This is a genomic window from Paenibacillus dokdonensis, from assembly GCF_004916975.1.
GTDB classification, from domain to species: domain Bacteria; phylum Bacillota; class Bacilli; order Paenibacillales; family Paenibacillaceae; genus Paenibacillus_AQ; species Paenibacillus_AQ dokdonensis.
Genome location: NZ_STGQ01000003.1, coordinates 230,391 through 254,927, shown reverse-complemented (window position 1 = coordinate 254,927; position 24,537 = coordinate 230,391). Strand labels below are relative to the sequence as shown.

The window sequence follows — 24,537 nt, the reverse complement described above, 5'->3', positions numbered from 1 at the left end:
AAAGGTACAGGGAAGGAGAGCTTCGGATTGATAGAGTTGAAACAGGTAACCAAGAAATACGGCAAAGGCGCGAAAACGACTGAAGCTTTATCCAGCCTTGATCTGTCCGTTCGAAAAGGGGAAATTTTCGGTGTCATCGGTCATTCCGGTGCCGGTAAAAGCACACTGATCCGTTGTATGAATTTGCTTGAACGGCCGACTTCTGGTGAGGTTTGGGTGGATGGAGTGGATTTGACGAAGCTCAGCAAGCAGCAGCTGCAAAGCAAGCGCAGAGGAATCGGAATGATCTTCCAGCATTTTAACCTGCTGAGCTCAGCGACTGTGTACGAAAATATTGCCTTTCCGCTTCGGCTGGCTCATATGGACAAGGAAAAGCTTGCAGCAAAGGTGGATGATCTGCTGCAGCTAGTCGGGCTGGAAGACCACAAGGATAAATATCCGGCGCAGCTGTCCGGCGGACAAAAGCAGAGAGTTGGTATTGCCCGCGCGCTGGCCAGTGATCCACAGGTGCTGCTGTGCGACGAAGCGACCTCTGCGCTGGATCCGCAAACCACAGATTCGATTCTGAGATTGCTGGTGGATATTAATCAAAAATTCCACTTGACCATTGTCCTCATTACACATGAAATGCATGTCATCCAGAGCATATGCGACCGGGTGGCTGTCATTCATCAAGGAGGCATCGTGGAGCAGGGAGCCGTAACGGACGTTTTCCTGAAGCCGAAGCATCCGGTTACCCGGGAGTTTATCCTGGGACAGGCAGGGGAGTCAGCGCAGCTTGCGCTGGATGCTCCGCATGACGGTTCATCCCGCCTCTGTAAGCTTACCTTTCTGGGGCAGAAAACATATGACTCGATTCTGTCCAGAACAGCAAGGGAGACAGGAGTGGACTTCGCTATTTTGCAGGGAACCATCTCGAAAATTAAAGATATTCCATATGGCCAGTTGATTGTCCGTCTGGAAGGGGACCCGGGACAAATCGAGAAGACAATCCAGAGGGTTACTGCGGAAGGCCTGGATGTGGAGGTGCTTGACTGATGTGGGGACTGGATTTTTCAACATTGGACTGGAATGAGATTGGCGTTGCCAGTCTGGATACGCTCAAAATACTCGTCTCTTCGGCCATCTTTACCTTCCTTCTGGGCCTGCCGCTGGGCGTGGTGCTGTATCAGAGCTCGCGCTCAAGCAGCGGTTGGGTGCGCACCGTGTACACCGTCCTGTCTATAATCGTGAATATTCTTCGGTCCGTGCCGTTTATTATTTTGATCGTGGCGCTTATACCGATCACGGTATCGATCGTCGGCGTATCCTACGGGGTGCTCGGAACGATTCCGCCGCTCGTCATCGGGGCTGCCCCGTTTTTTGCGAGACTGGTGGAAACCTCGCTGCGCGAGGTGGATCGGGGCGTGCTGGAGGCGGCACAGTCGATGGGAGCTTCCACCTGGCAGGTCATCATGAAGGTGCTGCTGCCGGAAGCAAGACCCGGCCTGTTCGCCGGGATTACGATTACTATTGTTACGCTGGTCTCGTACACTGCGATGTCAGGCATGGTTGGCGGAGGCGGGCTTGGCGATTTGGCCATCCGCTATGGTTACTACCGTTACCAGAATGAAGTGATGATCATCTCCGTGTTGTTTATGATCATTCTCGTGCAGCTGTTGCAGATGGCCGGCGACCGGCTCGTCAAACATTTTACACGCAAATAGTAACAAACCGAAGGTAGTGTCATCCGATATTCGGATGTTATAGGAAATCTTCCGCATGCATGGTTTTTCACACAAGAAAAACACATGCGCGAAGCTTTCCGTGAATAAATCATATTAAAACGATAAACTTAAGGGGGATTTACAATGAAAAAAGGATTGTTTGCTTTGCTTAGCTTGGTTCTGGTGGTGGCACTGGCTGCATGCGGTAATAAAAACGCTGACGAAAAGCCTGCTGCCGGAGGAGGAGACAAAGGTACGGAAGCTAAAACCGTAACATTGACTGTAGGAGCAACGGCTGTACCACATGCGGAAATTCTGAAGCATATCCAGCCCGCACTGGAAAAAGAAGGCGTGAAGCTCGAAATTAAAGAGTTTTCCGATTACGTACAGCCGAATGTACAGACGTTCCAAAAACAGCTCGATGCGAACTTCTTCCAGCATAAACCTTACCTGGATGATGAGAACAGCACCCGTAAAATGGATCTGGTGCCTGTAGTAGCCGTTCACGTGGAACCGCTGGGAGCTTACTCCAAAAAGCATAAATCGGTTGATGAGCTTCCCAATGGCGCTGTTGTCGGTATTCCGAACGACAAAACAAATGGCGGACGTGCGCTGAGCCTGCTTGCTCAAAACGGTCTGATCAAACTGAAAGAAGACAACATGATCCAAGCTACAGTAAGTGACATCATCGAAAATCCGAAAAACATTAAAATCAAAGAATCCGATGCTGCGATGCTGCCGCGCCAATTGTCCGAATTCGATCTGGCTGTAATCAACACGAATTATGCTCTTGATGCTGGCATTGACCCGCTCAAGGATGCATTGTTCATGGAAGGCAAAGATAACCCTTATGCCAACATTCTGGTTGCCCGTCCGGATAACAAGGATTCGGATGCCATTAAAAAGCTGGCTGCTGCCCTGACCTCTGACGATGTGAAGAAATTCATTGAAGACCAATACAAAGGCGCTGTTATTCCGGCGTTTTAAGCAACATGCATTATCACTTATGATTATAAAAAGATCCGCGGGCGTTATTGCCCGTGGATCTTTTTTGCATGAAAGCAGGCTATACCTTGAACCTGAGGGGATGCAAGTTGTGAGGCTCAGACAAATCTTTTATACTAGAAAATGTGGGACTACATATGAATGAATGATTTTGGCATATAAATGGATTGGGGAATTAACGGAGAATAAGGCATCCGGTTGGAGAGGAGGAATCATGTTGAAGGACAAAATAGCTCTCATAACGGGAAGCGCGAAGGGTCTCGGGAATATGACCGCGCTTACGCTGGCGGAGCAGGGCTGCGACATCGCACTCAATTATGTTCACAGTCAGGAGGAGGCGGAAGAGCTCAAGCAAAGGATCGAGGAGCTTGGAGTTCGCTGCATCGCTGTTCAGGCTGATATCTCCGATGCGGCCCAGATTGAAGAACTGGTACGCCAGGTGGAATCCCGGCTCGGAAGTGCGGATATCGTAGTGAATAATGCGGGCCCCTTTATTCGTGAACGGAGATTATTCTCCGAATACACGAAGGAGGAAATTTTGTCGCTGATTCAGGGGAATCTGGTAGGTACGATGCTGCTGGATCATCTGGTGCTGCCTGCCATGCGTCATAAAAAATGGGGGCGAATCATACATTTCGGATACGGCCATGCAGCAGAAGCCAGAGCCTGGCCGCATAGAGCAGTCTATGCTGCTGCCAAAACAGGGCTTGTGTCTTTTACAAAAACATTGGCGGTGGAGGAGGCTCCATTCGGTATCACCGTTAACATGGTCTGCCCCGGCGATATCCGCGGGGACAACAAGGAAAAATCGATTGCCGAAGTTTCTGACCTAGTGGATCGGGAGACGCCACGGGGGAGGCCTGGGAGCGGGGAAGATATCGCCAGGGTGATACGATATTTATGTCTGCATGAATCAGATTTTATTACGGGTAATATTATGGATATCTCGGGCGGTCTGGATCCCATCCGTCCATGGATCGAACCGGCGAACCCCAAATCTTAGGAAGCACCAAAAAAAGACCTGCGCTTCTTAAGGAAGTGCAGGTCTCTTGTGTATTGCAGGTTATTGAATGGGATTAGAATACTTGGATAACATCGTTGATGCCTTCAACCTCTTCAACGAGGGCGCGTTCAATCCCGGCTTTGAGTGTAATAGTGGAGCTTGGGCAACTGCCGCAGGCACCCATCAATTTCAATTTCACGATGCCGTCTTCAACGTCAACCAGTTCCACGTCACCGCCATCGCGCTGAAGGAACGGACGAAGCTTATCCAGCACTTCTGCTACATCATCATACATGGTGCTTTGTGCGTTTTCGCTCATTAGTTTCAACTCCTTTCCTATAATGATTATTATATTACAAATGGAGATAAAATAAAATGGCTATATCTTCTCAGAGGCACCGTAGACATTGATATTATCTTCAACCACCGCTAAACTAAGGTTAGTCCTTCATTTTATGAATTCATATGAAGCAGGTGATTACCAAGTGAGACCCATCATCGAATTTTGCACGAACAACATGCATTTTGGTACCGATGAAGTCATGGACAATCTGGAAGAGAATCCGGATTATGATGTTATAGAATACGGCTGTTTAAGCAACTGCGGTCAATGCGCCATGATGCCATTTGCAATGGTAAACGGTGAAATTATTGATGCCGATAGTGCGGACGAGCTGTATCAGGCCATTATGGCAAAAATAAAAGAACTCGAGGCTTGGGACAGCCTCGAGCTGGATTAGCCGAAATGGCGTCTGGATAACCAGAGTACTCCGCTCTTCAAGAGACGGGGTACTCTTCCTTTTACGGAGGTTTTCCCCATCAGTCCGAAACCGGCTTTGCTGCCGAGTGAGCCGAGTGTGCCTTTCAGGCGGATCTTATGAAGTTTTGGTGTATCGCCGCGCCAGAGAGCATGCAGAATTTCTGCCACCTGCTCGGCCTGGGCTCCAGCAGCCTGTGCGCTTGGAGCGAATGGGATGCTTGCACAGTCACCAACTACGTATACTTCAGGATGATCCGGAATTTGCGAATACGAGTTCACAAGAATCCGGCCTCCAGGATCTTTGGGTACCGGTAGATCCTGAACAACCTTCACAGGCTGAATTCCGCCAGTCCAAACGGTTGTGTCCGTATAAATTGGTTCATCCGCGTTATATACGATACCTTCCTCGACACGGGAAACGGAGATATGGGGTCTGGTGTTGACATCATGATCACGGAACCACTGTTCGACATATGCAGATACGGTTGACGGAAAAGCGGACAACACACGACTGCCCCGGTCCAGAATGGTGATATTCAGGTCGGGACGGCTCTCGCGAAGCTCAGCTGCCGTTTCAACACCGCTTAGACCGCCGCCGATAATATGAACCTGCCCATAAGGCTTGATATCATTCAGGCGATGATACGTCTCTCTGGTGCTGGAAAAGGTCTGAATGCTGTTTGTGTACTGCTCTGCGCCCGGAATGCCGTGATAGCGGTCCGTACAACCCAGTGCAATAACGAGATAATCATATTCGATGGGTTCGTCCTGCTCCATATGGATCAGGTTCTTTTCCAGATCAATGGAAGTCACTTCGCCATAACGTTTAGTCAGCTGGTTATGGACTGGAAACTGGATCCGCAGATCAAAGTCTGAAGCCGTCCCCGCTGCAAGTGCGTAATATTCCGTTTTTATGCCCTGAAATGGCATCCGGTCCACCAGCACCAGTTCAATATCAGGCGGCAGGTGGCTGCTGATCAGACCTTGAATCATAGCAAGACCGCCATAGCCTCCACCTAGAATGACAAATTTTCTCATTGGGTCCGTCTTTCCTTTCTTTACATCAGCTTTTAATGATCGCGTGTGAAAAATTCTCAGTTGGAAATGAGTACCTTCTGCCGAATTCTGGGTGTGATGCTTAATCCGAGTGCTTACTCATATACTTTGATTTCATTGTAGAATGTATCCCGTTCAACCGGAATTCGTCCTGCGCCTTTGACAAGCCAGATCAGCTCATCACGTGTCAAACCTTCTGGTGTAAGGGCTCCAGCCGCGTGACTGATGCGTTCCTTAAGAATCGTGCCATGAACATCGGAAGCACCGAAGGAGAGGGAGACCTGGGTCAGCTGGGCACCAATGTTGATAAAGTACGCTTTGATGTGATCGAAATTATCAAGCATCAGACGGCTGATGGCAATGGTTTTCAAATCCTCGTATGCGGAGTTGCGGCGCATAATGCCCGCATTCTTATTTCTAGGCTGCATGGAGAGCGGAATGAATACCAGGAATCCGTTTGTTTCATCCTGAAGATCACGGATCTGCATCATATGGCGGATACGGTCCTCATGCGATTCAATGGAGCCATACAGCATGGTTGTATGAGTCTTCATGCCAAGCTTGTGAGCTGTTCTGTGAACGTCGAGATACTGCTCCACGTTCGCTTTGTCCACCTTCATTTTCTGGCGGTATTGGTCGGACAAAATCTCCGCACCACCACCAGTCAGCGACTTCAGACCTGCCTTTTGCAGTTCTTTAAGCACTTCCTCGGTGCTTAGCCCGCTGATCCGGGTGTAGAATTCGATTTCCGCTGCCGTATATGCCTTCAGTGTAACATCAGGAAAGCGGTCCGTCAGCGCCTGCAGCGAATCTACATAATATTGGAATGGCATATGATTATTATGCCCGCCGACAATATGGAATTCGCGTACACCCGGATGGATGTGCTGCTCAACGTATTCAACCATTTCCTGGCCGGTCAGGGTGTAGGAACCATCATCACCAAGGTCTTTTCTAAAGTTGCAGAATGCGCATCTTGCTTCGCAAACATTGGTGAAGTACAGACTCATATTTTCAATGAAATAGACCTTTTTGCCGTTTTTGCGCAGATTGACTTCATTAGCCAGCTGCCCTAGAGTCAGCAAATCATCCGTTTCATAAAGAAATACACCGTCTTCGAGGTTTAGACGCTCCCCGTGGCGAACTTTTTCAGCGATTTCTTCCATTCTCTTGTTGGTATTAGATGTTACGATCATGGACATATCCATTCCTCCTGTACTTTTGATGGGATGCGGTTTAAGTAAAAAAACACAAAAAAAATCCGCTCGTCGGAAGGTGTCCGGCTTCATTCAATCAAGTCTAGAATAACGGCTTGTTAATGCGCTCCGAAGGAGCAAAGGCCGGTTAAATATAGCGGCAGGTCTGCATGCCTGTTGCTTAGAAAATTCAACACTTTTGTGAAAAAAGTTACAAAAAATTATGACAGACCATCGTCAAGCAGGTGACAAAATTCCGACAAATGCCTTTCCCTTATCACCCACCCTATTATAAACCGCACATTCTGGCTCCGCAATACGGTAGACAGGAAAAAAAAGGTCTGCACCTATGAGTATGACGGGCAGCAGTTACTTGAGAGGATAAGATTTGTGGAGTATACTGATGATAGTAACATAAGGAGGGTGACCTATGATTAACATTAGCGATTCCGCTTCCGATAAGCTTAAAGAAATGCTCACTGAGCAGGAGATTCCGAACATGTTCCTTCGTCTGGGTGTACAGGAGGGTGGCTGCAGCGGTTTTTCCTACGCCATGGGTTTTGACGATGAAGAATCGGAGAACGACGTATATATGGATGTAAACGATCTTAAGGTCGTTGTGGATAAGCAAAGCTTACCCCTCATCAACGGACTTGAGATTGATTTTGAGGATGCTGGCATGAGTGGTGGATTTACGATGAGTAATCCGAATGCTACGGCAACATGCGGCTGCGGAGCTTCTTTCCGTACAGCAGCTCAGGCTGGTAAGCCGGCGCCCGAAGAGTGCTGATCACTCCGGAACACTAGCCATACTAAAAAGGCTCACACCGCTTCGCATGAAGCCGGATGTGAGCCTTTTGCTTTGTCCATATGCCATTAGGAAGCCGGAACAATAAAGGTATGGTTGACCATAAAGACGATCATAGCTGCTGCAAGCAGGGAAAACACGATGCAGCCGGTACCCAATCCCTTGCGTTTATCTTTAATAAATTTAAATCCAATGGCGAAAATTCCAATCGTTACGGCAGCCAGCGATATAGACATGCCAACAATAGCGATCCAATACAATATTCTAAAAAATTCAGCCACGGTCAAGTTTCCTCCCTTTGTAACATTCAAATCCCATTATATCTGATAAAGTCATAGACGCCAATAGAACTATTATGTCAACATTCTGTCCATTTTACTCCGCATTTACCCGTTTTTCGCAGCCGATTCGCCGGTTATGTACAAACATACAGGAGATAACTTCACCTTGCGAGTATGTTAAAAGCATATGAGTAAGAAAGGAGGCGGTAGCAGTGGGGGGAAGACAGCTGGCAAGCAAGTGGCTGAAAACGGAAGCACTGCTGACAGATCCCGAAGTGGCCCCTTATATACCGCATACAAGAGGACTGAGTAAAGCAAATCTTCAGGAGATGCTTGAAACCTATGCATTTGTGGTCGTCAAACCGATTGTTGGGGGCGGCGGATATGGTGTAATTAAAGTGACCCGTTACGGATCAAGTTACAGTATCACCCATTCTTTTAAAATAAATCATTATGCATCCTTTCAGGATATGTATAACGCACTTTTGCGGGTTAAAGTTAAACGGAAATATCTGATTCAACAGGGAATTCATCTGGCACGGATTCAAGGCCGTCCGATTGATTACCGCGTGAAATATGTGAAGAACGGAGCGCAGTGGGAATTCAGAGCGATGGTTGGCAGACTTGCCAAAAGCGGCCTCTTCGTAACGAATCTTAGCAAAGGAGGAAATCTGCTTAGCTGCAGGGAAGGACTTCGCCGATCGCTTCCTCATATCTCTTCGGCAGCCAAGCGAACTGAAATGCGTCATATCACGCGCAAATGCACCTCGATTCTTGAGAACCACTTTCCTGGAATAGGCGAGCTCGGATTTGATTACGGATTGGATTACAGTGGGAAAATATGGATTTTTGAAGTCAACACTAGACCCCAGTAAAATTAAAAAATCAAGGTGTTTAGTTAACCATAACCCGGGTAATAAATGGTAGATTCATTAACTTTTACAAGAGTTAGGAAAAAATATTTTTGTTTATCCAATGCTGAATCGTTCCTGTGTATAACTGTTATCCCCAACATCCACTGCATTTTAATAGCTATTACGACACTTGCTAACAAATTATACACAGGATTTCCACAACTGCCTGTGGATATTGCGAACGCTTGTTCCGCTTGGGAATGTTTGATATGATAGTTTTGAGGAAAAAAAGGGAAGGATGTGAAAGGAATGGCTATCTTGACGGATGAAATGCTTCTGGATTCTTATCATGCAGCGGTTGAATTAATGCTGGACCGGGATTTCATAACCCTGCTTTTGGCTGAGATTCATAAACGGAATCTTGAAGCTGTCCAGCCGAGCGTCGTTCACTAAGAAAATAATCCGCTACACATCCATCGTTATCATTTCCTTATGAAGGTTGCGATTAGGTTTCCCATCTGAAGGCGTCATGGAGGTGTAGAATCTATTATCGAGATACATAGAACCGACATTAAAAAAATGAGGGTACCCTTTGTAGACTGCGAAGCTTCAGCAGCCTGAACAAGGATACCCTTTTTTGTGGTTCAATCTATGGATACATTATAACTTCATGTTACTGCTGTGTCCTGGTGACAGCTTTGCTTCCGGATCAATGTACACCTTTGCATTGTTCACAGCGGTTGGCGCTTCGCCGAAGCCTACGGCAATCAGCTTAAGCTTGCCTGGATAGGTGGTAATATCGCCTGCGGCAAAAATACCCGGAATATTGGTTTCCATTCTGGAATCCACGAGAATGGAATTCGATTCGATCTCGATGCCCCACTCGGCAATTGGACCAAGGGAAGAAACGAAGCCGAAGTTGACGATCACATCATCGACTTCAATGTCCTGTGTTTCTTTGGTCTTTACATGGGAGAGCGTTACTTTCGTAATCGTATTCTCACCATGCAGATCTGTAATTTCCGTTGGTGTAACGACGTTAACCTTGGAATTCATCAGGTTTTCGACACTGTGCTCATGGGCGCGGAACTTATCGCGGCGGTGAACCAGGGTTACCTGTTCGGCGATTGGCTCCAGCATGAGGGCCCAGTCTACGGCTGAGTCGCCGCCGCCGGTAATCAGTACCTTTCTGCCTTTAAACTTGTTCAAATCGTTAACAAAATAGTGCAGGTTCGATTTCTCGAATTTCTCTGCGCCTTCAACTTCGAGGCGGCGGGGCTGAAACGCGCCGACACCGGCTGTAATAATAATTGCTCTGGAATGGTATTCTCCCTTGTCTGTAGTCACGATGAAATGACGCTCATCCTGCTTCGTCAGAGAAGTCACCTTTTCTTCCAGGCGCACATTAGTATGGAATAGCTCCATCTGCTTGGACAGATTGTCCACAAGCTCCTGGGCAGTCACTTTTGGAAAACCCGCTACATCATAAATGTATTTCTCCGGGTATAGAGCGGTAAGCTGCCCGCCGAGCTGAGGCATGCTCTCGATCAGCGTGGCAGACGCCTGGCGCATGCCGCAGTAAAAGGAAGCAAACATGCCAGTAGGACCTCCCCCAATGATGAGCAGGTCGGATATTTCAACATCATTTGAGTGTGATGTCATTGTATATAAGCACCTCCAGCTTGATAATCAGAATGGATAACCTTTTTCATTATAATATATCCGGGCTCCAGCTGAAAAGTTAACTGGAAGCTCCATGTCAGGGAAGTCTTGAAAACAAGAGACTGCAAAAACGGCTGCAACAGTTAAAATTTGCCCGTGAAATCCGGCTTTGGACGCGGAAACCAGGTCCAAATAGGACTTGATCTTTTGGCTGAAAGTAGCTATCATTTCAATTGTGCATTACCATCTTTTTGTCGAATTTCAGACATTTAAGCCCTGAATATTTAACATTTATAATTGACCGCTGATAAAAGTTTCCACAGCTGGCAGAATAGATGCGAATCCGATCTCATATCTTGTTAGGATCGGGATGTATCCTGATTTTAAAAGTGTATATTTTCACAATAAGTTTTGTAATGTATCACAAAAAATATATAAATATATAAAGAAGGATTTGGAAGGAGCAAGATGATGAGCAACATTCCCAAGATCGTAATCCTTGGCGCGGGATACGCAGGTATTCTGACAGCACAGCGACTTCAAAAGGAATTGAATTATAATGAAGCAGATGTCACTTTAGTAAATCGTCATGATTACCATTATATTACGACGCATTTGCATATGCCTGCCGCAGGCACGGATAGCGTTGAAAATACACGTGTTCCTATTTCGAAACTGATTGATGAATTTAAAATTGACCTGGTTAAATCCTCCGTTCAGGAAATCCGACCTCATGAGAAAAAGGTCATTCTGGAGGATGGCACTCTTTCTTATGATTACCTTGTGATCTCCCTTGGAGGCGAATCCGAGAGCTTTGGTATCCCAGGCTTGGCTGACTATGCGATGACGATCCGCAGCATCAACTCGGTCCGTCTGATCCGCAAGCATATTGAATACCAGTTTGCTCTATATAAAAATGAGAGGCATCCGCAGGAACGCCTGAACTTTGTCGTTGGCGGAGCCGGCTTTAGCGGTATTGAATTTGTGGCAGAGCTTGCGGAACGTATTCCGGAGCTATGCAAAGAATATGATGTGGATCCGAACCTGGTTAATATTTACAATGTAGAAGCGGCACCGTCTGCGCTTCCCGGTTTTGCGCCCGAGCTTGTTGAATATGCAATGGAAGTGCTTGAGCGAAAAGGGGTTACCTTCAAAATTGGCGTGGCGATCCAAGAATGCACGCCTGATGGTGTTCTGCTCGCTACTGGTGAAGAAATCAAAGCTGCTACAGTGGTGTGGACCGGAGGAATCCGCGGCAATCACATGATTGAAGCTGCAGGCTTTGAAACGGCACGCGGACGCGTGAAGGTGGATGAATATTTGCATGCACCGGGTCATGATCATATCTATATCATTGGCGATAATGCCCTCGTCTTTAATCCGGAAGGCCGGCCGTATCCTCCGACCGCCCAAATTGCCATGCAGCAGGGCGTATGTTGTGCACATAACATTGTGGCTGCTATCCGTAACCAACAGCCAAGAAAATTTGTATACAGCAATAAAGGCACAGTCGCTTCCCTGGGTAAAGGCGAAGGCATTGCCGTCGTGGGCGACAAGCATATCAAGGGCTGGAAGGCTGCGCAGATGAAAAAGCTTGTTGATATGCGCTATCTCTTCATTATTGGCGGTATTCCGCTGGTATTGAAAAAGGGGAAATTCCTGTAAGATGCGCCACTGCAGCGTTCAGGTACGCTCACTTTTGACGAGGGATGAGTTGGACCGTTATAATGCGTTGATGGAAGTTGGAGGGTATCTGGAGGACCAGAGCCGCTACGATCTGGTTTATGCGGTGCAGAAGGAAATCGATATTTTGATTCTGCCCGCCATTGAAAGATTGAAGGAGAAGAGCCGCGACCGCGACCGTGCAACAGCGGAGTTTCTCGAGTCCCTGAAGAACCAAGAGCAGGAAGAGGAATAACCTGACTGTTCATGATAAGACTAAAAAAGGAGCTGCCCAGTATATTGGGACAGCTCCTTTCTCTTTTTCTTTTAAACTTTCAGCATCTCTTCGAAGGAATCCGCGCTTAGCAGCGTACCTACAAAGAAGCTTCCAAATTCGGCAAAACGCGCACTAACTTCGTCAAAACGCATTTCGTATACAAGCTTCTTGAACTGAAGCGCATCGTCAGCGAACAACGTAACGCCCCATTCCCAGTCGTCGAAGCCAACGGAGCCGGTAATGATTTGTTTCACTTTGCCTGCATAGGAGCGGCCGATCAGCCCGTGGCTGCGCATCATGTTGCGGCGCTCTTCCATATCGAGCATGTACCAGTTATCATTTTGGTCACGCTTTTTGTTCATCGGATAGAAGCAGATGTAATTTGTTTTTGGAAGAATCGGTTTCAGACGCGCAATGACATGCGGGTTTTCCATTGGGTCGCCGTCGCCCGAGCCCGCCAGATAGTTGCTGAGCTCCACCACGCTTACATAGGAGTAAGATTTGGTTGTGAAGCGGGCAAACAGGGTTTTATTGAATGCGGTTTCGACCGCGTTAAGTTCTTCCAGCGTTTCACGCAGATGCATGATGATAAAGTCGGCTTTCTGTCCCACGATGGTGTAAACAGCGGTACTGCCTTGATTGGCCGATTCAACCTCGGACCATTCTTTCAAAAACTCCTGCAGTTCATCAAGCGCCATTGCGCGTTCTTCGTCGTCTGCAGATTTCCAGGCTGTCCAGTTGATGGAACGAAAATCATGAAGAGCGTACCAGCCTTCTAAAGTGGATGCTGCTTCGTTCATTTTATCGATCACTCCCAAATTTAGTTGCTATATAGAATAATCTAAAGCTATGTGCTTTTGACATTCTATCTCAAACACCTTCTATATATTGTATCCAACCGCAAGTGAAAGAGCAAATGAAGTCACAATCTATTCATTTATTGTTCGTTGCTTCGTGACAAATTTTCTAGTAAACTTACTACATAAATTGAACTAAAGAAAAGGCCTAGCATTTCCTATATTAGTAGGATAGATGATAATGATGGCGAAACAAGCTTTATTTCATTTTATATATTTGCCTGTATTTTCGGAAAATGTGAACGGTTACCGCCGCATACGGAAAAGAACTGGCCAGAGAGAAGAAGAGGTGAACAGGTTAAGATGCAGTTTATTCCTGTGTTAGTGCTGATGGTTTTATTTTTTGTGATGATGTTCGGTATAGGCTTCATCTTAAATATGCTTATGAAGACGACATGGTTTCCTTCTTATTTATTTGTAGTTATTATTTTGCCGCTTGTGGTATATTCGCTGTGGGACCGCGGCGAAGTATCATTCCTCAGCCATTTGGAATCTTTCCGTGTCGTAGATTATTTGACGGGCGTAGCAGGTCTTGTGGGCGCTGTTTTCAGTGGATTGTCCATTCAGAAGCTGCGTCAGAGCGGATTTAAAATGTTTTAGGAAAGAACAATGGACAGCTCTCCGGAAGGAGGGCTGTTTTGTTTCATATAAATAGAAGGTAATATCTAATATGACAAGCTTGATATGGAAGGAGGAGGAGTATTGAAGGGGAGATTTTGTATCCTTATATTTCTGGTGATCATCATGATGGGCTTGTTTGTTCCTGAAAAAAGCACAAGGGCCTCAGGAGATGCGGAGATTATACCAGTGCGTGCAGCTGCGGAGGCGCTTGGGGGAAGCGTGCAATGGATCAAAGAGGAGAGGGCATTAAAAGTGAGGCTAGGCAGCCGGAAATGGGATATTGTCCTCGGCAGCAGCTTGTCTGATTTAAATGAAAAGGATTTTGTTCTCGTTCAACCGGCAGGCATGAATGCGGAAAATATGGTCTGCGTACCGCTGCAATCCTTCAATAGCGCCTTGGGAGTTCGAATGGAGTTTCGTGAAGGACAATGGATGCCGGGCAGAGAGGATTTCACCGCCCTCGGCATGTATTGGATGAGGCTCTTGCAATTAGGTGATTATGACAAGGCACGCAGTATGATGAATTCTTCATTGGCGGATCTATTTCCGGATGAGACGCTTGAACATTACAAAGACAGTCTGGATGAAACTTATGGCTCTTGGATACTGCTCAAAGCTGATTTTCAGGAGAATGATGTACATAAAAATGCTATTCTGATCTACCAAACGCCGCGTGGGCAAAGCTTCCGGATGGAGCTGCGTTTTGACAAAGGCGGCAGATTGGATGATCTTGCTCTGCTTCGGAACACTTCCGATACCTATACTTCTCCATCTTACGACCAGCCTGAACAATATGTAGAGAAAAAAGTAACGGTCGGAACGAAGAGCCTGCCGCTGCCGGGTACGCTGACCATTCCAGGGCAATCTGTTGGAAAATTTCCAGCCGTTGTTTTGGTTCACGGTTCAGGTCCGAGCGATGAAGATGAATCATCGGGAGGCGGCAAAATGTTCCGTGATATCGCAGTTGGGCTCGCGAATGAGGGGATTGCTGTTCTGCGATATTCCAAGCGGACATATGAATATCCCAACCGCTCGTTAACGCCTTATTTTACGGTTCAGGAAGAAACGATTGAGGACAGTTTGTCTGCGATCAAGCTTTTGCAGCAGGATGAGCGGATCGATTCCAGCCGGATATATGTGCTTGGGCATAGTCAGGGTGGCATGCTTGTCCCGAAAATTCTGGAGGAGGACCATGATGCCATCGCCGGGGCGATGCTGCTGTCTGCTCCATCCGGTTCGTTAGAGGATCTGATGCTCCAGCAGTACAAGGGGATCCTGCAACGGGCTGTAGACAATAATGAAACAGGGGCCGAACTGGAGCGCAAGCGGGCAAAGGTGGATACCTGGCAGAATGCTGTCGATATGCTTCATGATGATGAATATTCCAAGGAGCATTTACCCGGTTTATTTCCATTGCCAAGCGCTTACTGGTGGTACGATATCCGCCGCTACAGCGGTCCTATGATCGCGCGGAACCAGCATGTTCCCCTTCTGATTCTTCAAGGCGAAAATGATGTGCAGGTCCCTTTATCGAGCTTGAAGGTATGGAAGCAGGCGCTTGACACAAGGACGGATGTAAAGTATAAATCTTATCCTGGGCTGAATCACATGTACGCCCTTTATGATCAGCCTTCGACAGGAGATGAGTACCGGATTGCTGCGAATGTTCCCGGGGGCGTGATCAAGGATTTGGCCGATTGGATTCATTTGGCGGCAAAATAATCGTCGAAATATATCGGAGCGGGGATTCCTTTTATGATAGAATAGAGAAAGTCTACGTTACGATGGGAGGAGCCAAAATATGCATATGAAGAGTCTGCTGCATTTTACTGAAAATCACAGGTATTGCGTATATCGCGATTTTTGCTTAAGCAGCCTGGACAGCAGAATGCTCAGCTCGATTTACCAGCCCATGGTCGGAGCCTTTGCTATCAGTTTATATCATCTGCTGTTTCAGCAGATTCCTATAGAAAAATTAGGATATTCGCCGCTCGAGCAGCAGCGCCGCCTGTTTCTGACCCTGGGTCTGGAGCCCAGCGAGAAAGGCCGGAAATTTCTGATTGAACAAGCCTCGCTACTGGAAGCGGTGGGCCTGCTACAAACCTGCCGCATGTATATGCCGGAGCATGAGGATTATATTTATGAATACGAGCTTCAGCAGCCTTTGTCACCTGCAGAGTTTTTCAATACCCAGCATTTGACGCTGCTGCTCCGGGATAAGATCGGCAAGTTTGCCGTATTGGCGCTCCGGGAGGAATTGTGGGCCACTGAACCGGAGGAATATTCGGAATCAACGGCCGGCCACAAAGAGAATATTTCGCTGGCCTTTTATGATATTTTCGAGCTGAACACGCATGTCATCGATTATGAACTGGAGCAGGCACTTTCCGAAGTGTCCACCGCAAGGCAGCCCGGTCTACGCGTGTCAGGAGATGAGGACGAGCTGAATTATGCCGACATCATCCTGCGTTTTCCGAAGGACTCAGTCAATCGCATGCATGTGGAGAAGCTTCGCTTTAATCACGAGCAGATGGGTATCATCAATTATGTGGTGAACAAGTATGACCTCAGCGTACAGGACTTATGCCGGCTGCTGGATGAGGACGGGGTATTTGCCGCAGATGGTGGTATTGCCCTCGACGAGCTTCAGCGCAAAGCGAATCTGCATTTCCGTCAGGACAAACGGCGGCAGGAGCAGCGTGAGGTCTATGCGGGTAAAGTGGTTTCTTTCCGGCAAAGTGAGGCGTCCTCGGAGGACCCTGCACCGCTGGAGCATGCCGTTGAAATGGAATACTATGTGGATGTTCCGGTTCAGTTCCAGTCCAAGTGCGATGTCCACCAGTATAATATGATGCTGCGCAATGAACCCTATACGAAGCTGCTGAAAACTTTTTTTCCAGGCTCCGTTCCGGATAACTTTTTTGATATTTTTGATAAAATCGACCACAGCTACAAGCTGCCGGGCGAAGTCATCAATGTACTCATCCATTATTTAATGTCACTTCTGACTTCAGGCGGCAACGAGCAGCGCATCAACCGCAATTTTGTGGAGGCCATTGCCTCCAATATGCTGCTGAAGCAGGTGAATAGTTACGAGAAAGCCGTTCAATATATACGTGATCAATCCAAGGTTAAAGGGAAACAGGCAGCCGCTTCCGGGGGAGGAAGAACCCGTACATACGGCAACAAGCCCGTGAGAATGAAACCTGAAATTCCGATTGCACAGGAAAATCGATCAATGGACGCGGTCAGTGAGGAAGAATTCGAGGAAATGCTGCGGATGGCGGCTGAAATGCAAGCGAGCAAGAAAAAGGGTGTTTAATGCAATAAAGGCATGATGCTTGTGGAAGGAAGGAGGAACTGAGCTTGGAGTCATTAGGTCAGGTATTGAAGCAAATGAAGGGGCCATCATTTCTAAAAAGATCACAGGCTATATTCGATGAGCTGCTCAGTGATCCGATAGTAAAGGAGCTTCGCGAAGAGCATCCGGAGCTTGATGAAGAGAAACTGCGTACCAATCTGCCGCGTTTGTACCAATATGTGAATGACCGGCGCAATTGCGGCAATTGTCCAGGCCTTGAGAAATGCCCTAATGATTTTCAAGGGCATTACAGCAAGCTGGAGACGGCTTCGCTGAACGGACAGCTGGAGTTAGTGGAGCGTAAGGCGCCTTGCTCCCTGCAGGTTGCGAGGCAGAACGAGGATCAGATCCGGAAGCGGATCCGCAGCTTCTATGTGGACGAGCGTGCACTGCAGGAAGGATATAACGAAGTGGAGATTATGGGTAAGGATCGGCATCGTGCCCCTGCCGTGAATCAGGTATTCCGGTACATCCGGGAAGTGAAGGAGCATGGACTTACGCCTAGAGGATTGTATTTGTTCGGTTCGTTCGGGACGGGGAAGACATTCCTCATGAGCTATATGCTGCATGAGCTTGCGATTGCAGGTTATACTGGAGTCATCGTATATATGCCTGAATTCATGGAAGATCTGAAATCCATGATTCAAGACAGCCAGAAGCTCAAAGATACCGTAGAAGTGATGAAAAACTGCGATCTGCTGATTTTTGATGATCTCGGTGCCGAGAATTTAAGTCCTTGGGTTCGCGATCATGTACTTGGGGCTATCCTTAATTTCAGAATGAACCGTAAACCAACCTTCTACACTTCGAATTATGATTTTGGCGGACTGGAGAAGCATCTCAGCTTTACAAGCAAAGACGGCGAGGAAATGCACAAGGGGCAGCGGCTGATGGACCGGATTTCCCCATTTGTAGATGTTGTGCATCTCCATGGTGAGAACCAGCGGCGGAGCCGCGCATAAGCCTTATGCACCCAAAACTATAGAAAAAAGCCTGACCCTCTGCCGAAAAGGCGGAAAGGACAGGCTTTTTGTGTTGAGCTCATTACGAGCTTTTGTTAGCCGGAGATAACAAACTTGATGATGACCATGACTGCGAAAATAAGGGTCATGAGCAAAGCCATGCCTCCAAAGCCATTCATCAGATCCATCAAGTCATTGCGCGGCTCTTCGTTGACGTGTTTCCTTGGATCGTTCGCGTGCACGTTTGCATCCATAATCACAATGCCTCCCTCAGGATGGTTTCACTTTATGTAAATGAACGTTGTCATTGACAGAGAAACCCGAGTTAACATTAGTATACCCAATTTCCAAAGAATTTGTAAAGAATATATGGTGAATACTTTATAGAGTTAAACGGCTTTTTCTGCTGCGACCGGTAGTTGATTCGGGGTGCTGAACATTCCGGTTTAAGCTTGGCAAAATCCGTTTAATATTTAGTTAGGATTATACCCATCTGTAATTAAGGATTTCACATTTACAAAAAAAATGTGTTATACTTAAACTGTCCGCAAAGACATATCAGTTTGATTGTATTCAGCTTTCTTATAAGGAGGAAAAATATTATGGCTATTGTAAATGTAACTGACCAATCCTTTAATGCTGAAATTGAAGGCCAAGGTACAGTATTGGTTGACTTTTGGGCACCTTGGTGTGGTCCTTGTAAAATGATCGCTCCAATTCTGGATGATCTCTCCAATGAAATGGGCGATTCCGTGAAAATTGCCAAATTGAATGTGGATGAAAATCCGGAAACGGCTTCCCGTTTCGGTGTCATGAGTATTCCAACCCTGATCTTCTTCAAAGACGGCCAGCCGGTTGATAAAGTGGTAGGTCTGAATTCCAAAGAAAACCTGAAGAACATCATCTCCAAGCATCAATAATCAAGCATCTTTCACGATGAACCATATCCTGCGCCTCCGGATTTCCGGGGGCGCTTTGTTTGCGGTCCTAATTCAATCTTCCATCCTTATAAAAATGCACTTTGGATTTTAATGAATTCCCCATATAATAAAATAACCGGAGGGGGAGAATGCATGGATGAATTTAGCAATAAGGCAATAAATGAACATGATAAAGCGATGGAAAATATCCGCAACAAGCTTGCACTGCTCCCGGATCTGCCCGGATGTTATTTGATGAAGAATACGGATGGGAAAATCATTTACGTGGGCAAGGCCAAAGTCCTCAAAAACCGCGTCCGTTCTTATTTTACAGGCAGTCATGACGGAAAAACGCAGCGGCTCGTGGCGGATATCCGTGATTTTGAATATATCGTTACGGGCAGCAACATTGAGGCTCTTATTCTGGAATGCAACCTGATCAAGACGCATCAGCCAAGATACAATGTGCTGCTCAAGGACGATAAGACATTCCCATACATTAAAATCACAAACGAGACGCATCCACGGCTTGAGGTAACCAGACGTGTGCTGAAAGACAAGGCGAAATACTTTGGTCCATATCCGAATGCTTACGCGGCACAGCAAACCAAAAAGCTGCTCGACCGCATGTATCCTCTTCGCAAATGTGGAGTGATGCCCAAAGAGGTTTGTCTTTATTACCATATGGGGCAATGTCTTGCTCCCTGTGAAAAGGAAGTGCAGCAATCGGAGTATGACCGGATTACTCATGAAATTACATCCTTCTTGAGCGGCGGCCATGAGGAAATTAAGAAAGAACTTCAGCGTAAGATGGAGGAAGCTGCGGAGGAGCTCTATTTTGAACGGGCCAAGGAGCTTCGTGACCAGATCATGAACATCGATGCGATCATGGAAAAGCAGAAGATTACGACCGCGGACGCCAGAGATCGCGATGTGCTCGGATTTGCCGTGGACAAAGGCTGGATGTGCGTACAAATTCTGTACATGCGGCAAGGGAAAATGGTACAGCGGCATGCTTCCGCCTTCCCATTCTATGGCGAGGCCTATAGTGATTTCATGACGTTTGTGACACAGTATTACAGCGATAATCCTGCTCTTCCGCAGGAGATTCTGCTTCCGGAAACAGCCAAAGAGGCCGAATCTACACCAGAGTCTAAATTGGAAGCGGATGGCGCAGATGTTTTGGATGCTGCGGGTGCAGCAGCTTCACTCCAGGAATGGCTTGGCATTAAAGTATTGGTACCCCAGCGTGGTATGAAGCGGCAAATGGTAGGCATGGCCATCGAAAACGCGAAGGTATCTCTCGATGAGAAGTTCAGGCTCATTGAGAGGGACGAGGAAAGAACCTTTAAAGCGGCATCCAATCTGGGTCAATCGATTGGCATTGAGCATCTGCACCGGATTGAAGCATTCGATAATTCCAACATCCAAGGGACGAATCCTGTATCGGCTATGGTCGTCTTTATTGACGGGAAGCCGGATAAGAAAGAGTATCGCAAATATAAAGTAAGATCCGTCCAGGGACCGGATGATTACGGAACCATGCGGGAGGTTATCCGCCGCCGCTATGAACGTGTACTTAAAGAGAATCTGGAGATGCCGGATTTAATTGTGGTGGACGGAGGTAAAGGCCAAATCTCGGCAGCCGTCGACGTGCTGGAAAATGAGCTCGGCCTGTTTATACCGGTATGCGGACTGGTAAAGGATGTGAAGCATAGAACGGCACAGTTGATGGTGGGCGATCCTGCGGAGCCGGTAAACCTGCCGCGGGACAGCCAGGAGTTTTATCTGCTGCAGCGGATTCAGGATGAGGTCCACCGCTTTGCCATCACGTTCCACCGTGAGCAGCGGGGCAAGTCGATGGTTGTGTCGAAGCTGGATTCCATTCCGGGCATCGGTGAGAAGCGGCGCAAGCTGCTGCTGAAGCATTTTGGATCTCTGAAAAAAATAAAAGAGGCCAGCATCGATGATTTCCGGCCTCTTTCTATAGGTGATAAGCTTGCGAAGCAGATTATTGCAGCCCTTCAGGATGAGGAGTCATAATATATGGCTCCTTTTTCTTTTTGCGGTTAAACAGATATACAATGTAAGCGACAATCGCTGGCATGATGATGGTAACAATCCCCGCCAGGATATCCGGGATGTCGCCTAGAGCAAACAGGCTGAAGCTCATCAAGACGCTGTCGAAGACAACATGGCTGAACATAACCGCGATATAGCCATGCTTCAGGAAGATGAAGCTGAACAGAAGGCCAATGACCGTAAGCTCGATCGGCCGCGTGATGACAGGATAGATCGGATACAGCGTATGTCCAAGCGCCCAGATGAGGGTTGGAATCAGGCAGGCGACAAAGGTATTCCGGACGAGCTTCTTCAGCATCGGAATACCAAACAAACGGTAAACGGCTTCTTCGGAAATACCGGCCATCCAGGCCATAATCGGCAGAAGCCAAGGGTAGAGCATATTGTATGGCGACTGGCTGGCATCCGTAGTCGACCAGCTATGAATCGTTTTGTCCAGCGCAATGTAGATGACGGACTGCACGCCCATCAGTATGAACGCCCAGAGATAGCCGGTAAACATGCTGTGAAGCACATAAGGCCCGTAACCAGGCTCTTTAACCCGCGCCCAGGCATTGAGGCCTGTTTTACGCCAAAGCCCGTCTCCGCCGACCAGAGAGAAGTACAGAAGAGCGGACATGACGAGGTTGAAGATCGTTTGAACAATCATGCCGACAGTAAGAGCAAAACCGGAAAGCCCCTCTGCTTCAAACGCTGGCAGCATGTTATAGCTGCTGAATGTAGCGACTGCAAAATAAAAAGCACTCAGGAATATCCCCCTCTTGAAAGAGGTGTGATGCCGGGACAAGGCACTGTAAACAATGGCAAGCACGCCAAGTACGAACGTGAGGAGCCCATATCCCAGCATGGTGAGCCACTTAGCCTTGGACGTTTCCTTTTCCACATAGGCTGTATGCGTTTCAGGGATTGAGAAAGACGGCTGGAAGGAATGAATCGCTCCGTCTTCAAAGGCAAACTTCAGCTGAAGATTCGAGCTCCCGATTGACTTGCTTGGATCCGTATAGAGGAGTCCCGCATCGCTGCCGCCAGTGGATACCTCCAGTTTTCCGGTATCATATCCCAACTGCTGAAGCCATGGCTCTGCAAGCTGCTCTTTATCCTGAAGATTCATATTGCCTTCAACAATCCGCAGTTTACTATCACGCATTTTCTTATTGGTCTCTGCCATCGCAACCGCAAACTTCGAATATTGCGGGGTCACGGAAAACGCAATGACTTTGCCTGAATTCATATGTATGTCGACACTGGTATGGCCATTGTCTCCCTGCTCGGTCAAACGGACACGGAAGACATCATAAGGATAGTTTTTTTCGTATGTTTTATTGTATTTATCCAGAAGCTTCTCTTTGGATAAATATCCGAATAACTCGGAACTGGACTGATAGGTAACGAGCGCTTTCTTACTCATGTCGATCTGGAGGTGAAGCGTATTTTGCGCGAATGCCACGGCGGCGCTTTGCGCCTGTTCCTTGCTGATGACCTTGGTGTCCTGCTGCTCGAGCGTATCTGATGCTGTGGAAGGCAGGACTTGGAACAGGACAAATAGAACAAGACCGATGACCGCGAACACTCCCAGCCGTTTATAATTGACTTTGAGCTGAAGTGGTTGTCCGACGGGATTCATGAAATGCCCCCTTTAACATGGTTATATTGTGGTTATATACATAGTATAAACGTAAACATAGCATACGATGTCCACTTAAAGCCAGTTTTCTCCCGTTTGAAGCATGAAAAAACGATGAAAATCAAGGAAAAGTTTTGTAAACCCGAGAAAATGGCAGACTTATATGAGAATTGTGATGTAATCTGGCTGTATTTCGGGGTTTTCATTCAAATAATGGCTTTGTGATGTAAAACAATAAGGATTATAATTTTGATGCAATTGAATAATATATACGCCGAATTTCCGTTCGAAAACGGGGGAACCATTATTTAGGGGTGAATTTCGTTGTAATGCAGCGAATAGGGCAACCTGTGCATGCCCGAATCCGTCAGCTAACCTCGTAGGCGTTATGCAGCAGGAGCCCAAACCGAAAGGCATTGGATTTCCGATGCTTTTTTTCTTTTGACTTTTTTAAAGAGGTGACTATGTTGACAGCTAAATTCAAATGGTTTCGATTGGCGCCCCCGCAAATTCTGGTTCTGGGGTTCGCTGGTATTATTCTGATCGGGGCCATACTTCTCACCTTGCCGATTTCGAATACAACGGGCAAGCCGCTTCGTTTTATTGACGCTTTATTCACTGCGACATCGGCAACATGTGTTACGGGATTGGTTGTCAAAGATACAGGTACTTTCTTCAGCACCTTCGGACAAGTTGTGATCATGCTGCTCATTCAGGTGGGCGGACTCGGCATCATGACGATGGCAACGTTATTCTCCCTGGCGCTGAAGCGCAAGATTTCACTGCGTGACCGCTTAATACTGCAGGAAGCTATGAACCAGAATACAATGGAAGGCATCGTGCGTCTAATTCGTAAGGTTCTGATTTTTTCACTCGCCATTGAAGGCTGCGGAGCGATTTTGTTTGCCATCCGCTGGTCCTTTGATATGCCGCTTGGCAGGGCAATATACTTCGGGATTTTTCACGGTGTATCGATGTTCAACAATGCAGGCTTTGATCTGTTTGGACACTTTAACAGCCTCACCGGTTACGTGTATGATCCACTCGTGAATATTGTTGTGATGTTCTTGATTGTCTCCGGGGGGATCGGCTTCATCGTTCTGTCTGACCTGGTAGAGTATCATAACAAACGTAAGCTTTCACTGCATACAAAAGTCGTGCTGTCGATGACAGGAGCACTGATATTGGCCGGAGCAGTGGTAATTTTTGTTTTCGAATTCACGAATCCCAGAACGCTTGGATCTTTGAACTGGGGCGGCAAAATTCTCGCATCTTTCTTCCAGTCGGTCACCCCGCGTACAGCAGGCGCAAACACACTGGATTTGGCGAGTATGCGTCAAGCTTCCCAATTCTTCATGGTTATATTGATGTTTATCGGTGCTTCTCCGGGATCTACCGGAGGGGGGATCAAGACCACGACCTTCACCATTCTGGTTGGAGCGGTCATTGCGATGATCCGTGGCCGTGATGATATCGTGCTTTTCCGTTACCGCTTGGCACAGGAGCGCATTTTCAAAGCATTGACGATTACCTTCCTGGCTCTATTCCTGGTGGTAGGGGTGTCCATGGTGCTCTCTACGACGGAGGACAGTAACTTTTTGACCATTCTGTATGAAACGACCTCGGCGTTCGGCACGGTTGGACTATCCTTGGGGCTCACTCCCCACTTAACGCTGGTTGGCAAGATCCTGATCTGTCTCACGATGTTTGCCGGACGACTGGGACCACTTACACTCGCGTATGCACTGGGTCCTAAAAAGGGCAAAGAGTTATATCGTCATCCCGAAGGGAAAATTATTATCGGTTAGATGTGTTAGAGAAAATAGAAATTTGATTATAT

At 47.3% G+C, this 24,537-nt stretch carries 25 protein-coding genes and 1 riboswitch; of the genes, 17 read left to right on the top strand and 8 right to left on the bottom strand.

Features of this window, described 5'->3' with window-relative positions; translation table 11 throughout:
• Positions 1 to 27 precede the first annotated feature (27 nt).
• The 4 genes from E6W40_RS25600 (at position 28) to E6W40_RS25585 (ending at position 3,714) form a co-directional block, all read left to right on the top strand.
• Positions 28 to 1,038 (top strand): methionine ABC transporter ATP-binding protein, encoded by a 1,011-nt coding sequence (locus tag E6W40_RS25600; protein WP_136608455.1) that lies wholly within the window; start codon positions 28 to 30, stop codon positions 1,036 to 1,038.
• The gene (locus E6W40_RS25595; RefSeq protein ID WP_136608454.1) at positions 1,038 to 1,706 is read left to right on the top strand and encodes a methionine ABC transporter permease; all 669 of its coding nucleotides are present in this window, start codon (positions 1,038 to 1,040) and stop codon (positions 1,704 to 1,706) included. Before E6W40_RS25600 ends, E6W40_RS25595 begins: the two co-directional genes overlap by 1 nt.
• A 144-nt stretch (positions 1,707 to 1,850) precedes the next feature.
• Positions 1,851 to 2,693 carry a MetQ/NlpA family ABC transporter substrate-binding protein gene (locus E6W40_RS25590; RefSeq protein WP_136608453.1) on the top strand — a complete coding sequence of 281 codons (843 nt, stop codon included), beginning with the start codon at positions 1,851 to 1,853 and terminating at the stop codon, positions 2,691 to 2,693.
• A 235-nt stretch (positions 2,694 to 2,928) separates the two neighbouring features.
• Positions 2,929 to 3,714: an SDR family oxidoreductase gene (locus tag E6W40_RS25585; RefSeq protein WP_136608452.1), complete on the top strand. Its 786-nt coding sequence runs from the start codon at positions 2,929 to 2,931 to the stop codon at positions 3,712 to 3,714.
• A gap of 73 nt (positions 3,715 to 3,787) precedes the next feature.
• On the opposite strand, the gene E6W40_RS25580 is transcribed toward E6W40_RS25585, so the two are convergent.
• A complete protein-coding gene (locus E6W40_RS25580) occupies positions 3,788 to 4,033 on the bottom strand; it encodes a NifU family protein (protein WP_094599257.1) in 246 nt (81 codons plus the stop codon).
• Positions 4,034 to 4,199: 166 nt separating this feature from the next.
• Between E6W40_RS25580 and E6W40_RS25575 the strand changes: the two genes are divergently transcribed.
• On the top strand, positions 4,200 to 4,454 hold the full coding sequence (locus E6W40_RS25575; RefSeq protein WP_281281509.1) for a YuzB family protein: 255 nt from the start codon (positions 4,200 to 4,202) through the stop codon (positions 4,452 to 4,454).
• On the opposite strand, the gene E6W40_RS25570 is transcribed toward E6W40_RS25575, so the two are convergent.
• Both E6W40_RS25570 and mqnE read right to left on the bottom strand, forming a co-directional pair.
• Positions 4,451 to 5,512: an NAD(P)/FAD-dependent oxidoreductase gene (locus E6W40_RS25570; RefSeq protein ID WP_136608450.1), complete on the bottom strand. Its 1,062-nt coding sequence runs from the start codon at positions 5,510 to 5,512 to the stop codon at positions 4,451 to 4,453. The genes E6W40_RS25575 and E6W40_RS25570 overlap by 4 nt on opposite strands.
• A 113-nt stretch (positions 5,513 to 5,625) precedes the next feature.
• Entirely contained in the window at positions 5,626 to 6,732 is a 1,107-nt protein-coding gene (gene mqnE, locus E6W40_RS25565; RefSeq protein WP_136608449.1) for an aminofutalosine synthase MqnE, read from the bottom strand.
• Positions 6,733 to 7,156: 424 nt separating this feature from the next.
• Here mqnE and E6W40_RS25560 point away from each other — a divergent pair, with 424 nt between their 5' ends.
• Positions 7,157 to 7,516 (top strand): HesB/IscA family protein, encoded by a 360-nt coding sequence (locus tag E6W40_RS25560; protein ID WP_136608448.1) that lies wholly within the window; start codon positions 7,157 to 7,159, stop codon positions 7,514 to 7,516.
• Between the two features lie 86 nt (positions 7,517 to 7,602).
• Here the strand turns inward: E6W40_RS25560 and E6W40_RS25555 are convergent, their stop codons facing one another.
• Complete coding sequence (locus E6W40_RS25555) at positions 7,603 to 7,815, bottom strand: hypothetical protein (RefSeq protein ID WP_136608447.1); 213 nt, start codon at positions 7,813 to 7,815, stop codon at positions 7,603 to 7,605.
• A gap of 212 nt (positions 7,816 to 8,027) precedes the next feature.
• Between E6W40_RS25555 and E6W40_RS25550 the strand changes: the two genes are divergently transcribed.
• Positions 8,028 to 8,690, top strand: a complete 663-nt coding sequence (locus E6W40_RS25550; RefSeq protein ID WP_136608446.1) for a YheC/YheD family protein — start codon at positions 8,028 to 8,030, stop codon at positions 8,688 to 8,690.
• 288 nt (positions 8,691 to 8,978) lie between these two features.
• On the top strand, positions 8,979 to 9,122 hold the full coding sequence (gene sda / locus E6W40_RS25545; protein WP_136608445.1) for a sporulation histidine kinase inhibitor Sda: 144 nt from the start codon (positions 8,979 to 8,981) through the stop codon (positions 9,120 to 9,122).
• A 207-nt stretch (positions 9,123 to 9,329) separates the two neighbouring features.
• Here sda and E6W40_RS25540 read toward each other — a convergent pair whose 3' ends face one another.
• On the bottom strand, positions 9,330 to 10,331 hold the full coding sequence (locus E6W40_RS25540; protein WP_136608444.1) for an NAD(P)/FAD-dependent oxidoreductase: 1,002 nt from the start codon (positions 10,329 to 10,331) through the stop codon (positions 9,330 to 9,332).
• Between the two features lie 471 nt (positions 10,332 to 10,802).
• Between E6W40_RS25540 and E6W40_RS25535 the strand changes: the two genes are divergently transcribed.
• Both E6W40_RS25535 and E6W40_RS25530 read left to right on the top strand, forming a co-directional pair.
• Positions 10,803 to 11,996: an NAD(P)/FAD-dependent oxidoreductase gene (locus E6W40_RS25535; RefSeq protein ID WP_136608443.1), complete on the top strand. Its 1,194-nt coding sequence runs from the start codon at positions 10,803 to 10,805 to the stop codon at positions 11,994 to 11,996.
• A 1-nt stretch (position 11,997) separates the two neighbouring features.
• A complete protein-coding gene (locus E6W40_RS25530) occupies positions 11,998 to 12,249 on the top strand; it encodes a hypothetical protein (RefSeq protein ID WP_136608442.1) in 252 nt (83 codons plus the stop codon).
• A gap of 71 nt (positions 12,250 to 12,320) precedes the next feature.
• On the opposite strand, the gene hemQ is transcribed toward E6W40_RS25530, so the two are convergent.
• The gene (hemQ, locus tag E6W40_RS25525; RefSeq protein ID WP_136608441.1) at positions 12,321 to 13,070 is read right to left on the bottom strand and encodes a hydrogen peroxide-dependent heme synthase; all 750 of its coding nucleotides are present in this window, start codon (positions 13,068 to 13,070) and stop codon (positions 12,321 to 12,323) included.
• A gap of 360 nt (positions 13,071 to 13,430) precedes the next feature.
• Here hemQ and E6W40_RS25520 point away from each other — a divergent pair, with 360 nt between their 5' ends.
• The 4 genes from E6W40_RS25520 (at position 13,431) to dnaI (ending at position 18,071) form a co-directional block, all read left to right on the top strand.
• Positions 13,431 to 13,727 carry a YuiB family protein gene (locus E6W40_RS25520; RefSeq protein WP_136608440.1) on the top strand — a complete coding sequence of 99 codons (297 nt, stop codon included), beginning with the start codon at positions 13,431 to 13,433 and terminating at the stop codon, positions 13,725 to 13,727.
• A gap of 102 nt (positions 13,728 to 13,829) precedes the next feature.
• Positions 13,830 to 15,470 carry an alpha/beta hydrolase family protein gene (locus E6W40_RS25515; RefSeq protein ID WP_168929051.1) on the top strand — a complete coding sequence of 547 codons (1,641 nt, stop codon included), beginning with the start codon at positions 13,830 to 13,832 and terminating at the stop codon, positions 15,468 to 15,470.
• 79 nt (positions 15,471 to 15,549) lie between these two features.
• Positions 15,550 to 17,070: a replication initiation and membrane attachment family protein gene (locus E6W40_RS25510; protein WP_136608438.1), complete on the top strand. Its 1,521-nt coding sequence runs from the start codon at positions 15,550 to 15,552 to the stop codon at positions 17,068 to 17,070.
• Between the two features lie 44 nt (positions 17,071 to 17,114).
• Entirely contained in the window at positions 17,115 to 18,071 is a 957-nt protein-coding gene (dnaI, locus tag E6W40_RS25505; protein WP_136608437.1) for a primosomal protein DnaI, read from the top strand.
• Between the two features lie 95 nt (positions 18,072 to 18,166).
• On the opposite strand, the gene E6W40_RS25500 is transcribed toward dnaI, so the two are convergent.
• The gene (locus tag E6W40_RS25500; RefSeq protein WP_127605276.1) at positions 18,167 to 18,325 is read right to left on the bottom strand and encodes a YqzM family protein; all 159 of its coding nucleotides are present in this window, start codon (positions 18,323 to 18,325) and stop codon (positions 18,167 to 18,169) included.
• A 348-nt stretch (positions 18,326 to 18,673) separates the two neighbouring features.
• Between E6W40_RS25500 and trxA the strand changes: the two genes are divergently transcribed.
• The gene (trxA, locus tag E6W40_RS25495; protein ID WP_136608436.1) at positions 18,674 to 18,991 is read left to right on the top strand and encodes a thioredoxin; all 318 of its coding nucleotides are present in this window, start codon (positions 18,674 to 18,676) and stop codon (positions 18,989 to 18,991) included.
• Between the two features lie 153 nt (positions 18,992 to 19,144).
• The gene (gene uvrC / locus E6W40_RS25490) at positions 19,145 to 21,034 is read left to right on the top strand and encodes an excinuclease ABC subunit UvrC (protein ID WP_136608435.1); all 1,890 of its coding nucleotides are present in this window, start codon (positions 19,145 to 19,147) and stop codon (positions 21,032 to 21,034) included.
• Here uvrC and E6W40_RS25485 read toward each other — a convergent pair.
• Positions 21,003 to 22,697, bottom strand: coding sequence for a CPBP family intramembrane glutamic endopeptidase (locus tag E6W40_RS25485; protein WP_136608434.1), 1,695 nt, complete (start codon positions 22,695 to 22,697; stop codon positions 21,003 to 21,005). The two genes, uvrC and E6W40_RS25485, sit on opposite strands and share 32 nt — an antisense overlap.
• Positions 22,698 to 22,959: 262 nt before the next feature.
• A riboswitch (cyclic di-AMP (ydaO/yuaA leader) is annotated at positions 22,960 to 23,098 on the top strand.
• A 63-nt stretch (positions 23,099 to 23,161) separates the two neighbouring features.
• On the opposite strand from E6W40_RS25485, the gene E6W40_RS25480 reads away from it, so the two are divergent.
• Complete coding sequence (locus E6W40_RS25480) at positions 23,162 to 24,505, top strand: TrkH family potassium uptake protein (protein ID WP_136608433.1); 1,344 nt, start codon at positions 23,162 to 23,164, stop codon at positions 24,503 to 24,505.
• Positions 24,506 to 24,537 lie beyond the last annotated feature (32 nt).

Excerpts from the sequence above, each read along its gene's own strand:
- E6W40_RS25595 (WP_136608454.1), top strand. The coding sequence starts at position 1,038 with ATGTGGGGACTGGATTTTTCAACATTGGACTGGAATGAGATTGGCGTT.
- E6W40_RS25590 (WP_136608453.1), top strand. The coding sequence starts at position 1,851 with ATGAAAAAAGGATTGTTTGCTTTGCTTAGCTTGGTTCTGGTGGTGGCA.
- E6W40_RS25580 (WP_094599257.1), bottom strand. The coding sequence starts at position 4,033 with ATGAGCGAAAACGCACAAAGCACCATGTATGATGATGTAGCAGAAGTG.
- E6W40_RS25570 (WP_136608450.1), bottom strand. The coding sequence starts at position 5,512 with ATGAGAAAATTTGTCATTCTAGGTGGAGGCTATGGCGGTCTTGCTATG.
- mqnE (WP_136608449.1), bottom strand. The coding sequence starts at position 6,732 with ATGTCCATGATCGTAACATCTAATACCAACAAGAGAATGGAAGAAATC.
- E6W40_RS25560 (WP_136608448.1), top strand. The coding sequence starts at position 7,157 with ATGATTAACATTAGCGATTCCGCTTCCGATAAGCTTAAAGAAATGCTC.
- sda (WP_136608445.1), top strand. The coding sequence starts at position 8,979 with ATGGCTATCTTGACGGATGAAATGCTTCTGGATTCTTATCATGCAGCG.
- E6W40_RS25540 (WP_136608444.1), bottom strand. The coding sequence starts at position 10,331 with ATGACATCACACTCAAATGATGTTGAAATATCCGACCTGCTCATCATT.
- E6W40_RS25535 (WP_136608443.1), top strand. The coding sequence starts at position 10,803 with ATGAGCAACATTCCCAAGATCGTAATCCTTGGCGCGGGATACGCAGGT.
- E6W40_RS25530 (WP_136608442.1), top strand. The coding sequence starts at position 11,998 with ATGCGCCACTGCAGCGTTCAGGTACGCTCACTTTTGACGAGGGATGAG.
- hemQ (WP_136608441.1), bottom strand. The coding sequence starts at position 13,070 with ATGAACGAAGCAGCATCCACTTTAGAAGGCTGGTACGCTCTTCATGAT.
- E6W40_RS25520 (WP_136608440.1), top strand. The coding sequence starts at position 13,431 with ATGCAGTTTATTCCTGTGTTAGTGCTGATGGTTTTATTTTTTGTGATG.
- E6W40_RS25510 (WP_136608438.1), top strand. The coding sequence starts at position 15,550 with ATGCATATGAAGAGTCTGCTGCATTTTACTGAAAATCACAGGTATTGC.
- E6W40_RS25500 (WP_127605276.1), bottom strand. The coding sequence starts at position 18,325 with ATGGATGCAAACGTGCACGCGAACGATCCAAGGAAACACGTCAACGAA.
- trxA (WP_136608436.1), top strand. The coding sequence starts at position 18,674 with ATGGCTATTGTAAATGTAACTGACCAATCCTTTAATGCTGAAATTGAA.
- uvrC (WP_136608435.1), top strand. The coding sequence starts at position 19,145 with ATGGATGAATTTAGCAATAAGGCAATAAATGAACATGATAAAGCGATG.
- E6W40_RS25485 (WP_136608434.1), bottom strand. The coding sequence starts at position 22,697 with ATGAATCCCGTCGGACAACCACTTCAGCTCAAAGTCAATTATAAACGG.
- E6W40_RS25480 (WP_136608433.1), top strand. The coding sequence starts at position 23,162 with ATGTTGACAGCTAAATTCAAATGGTTTCGATTGGCGCCCCCGCAAATT.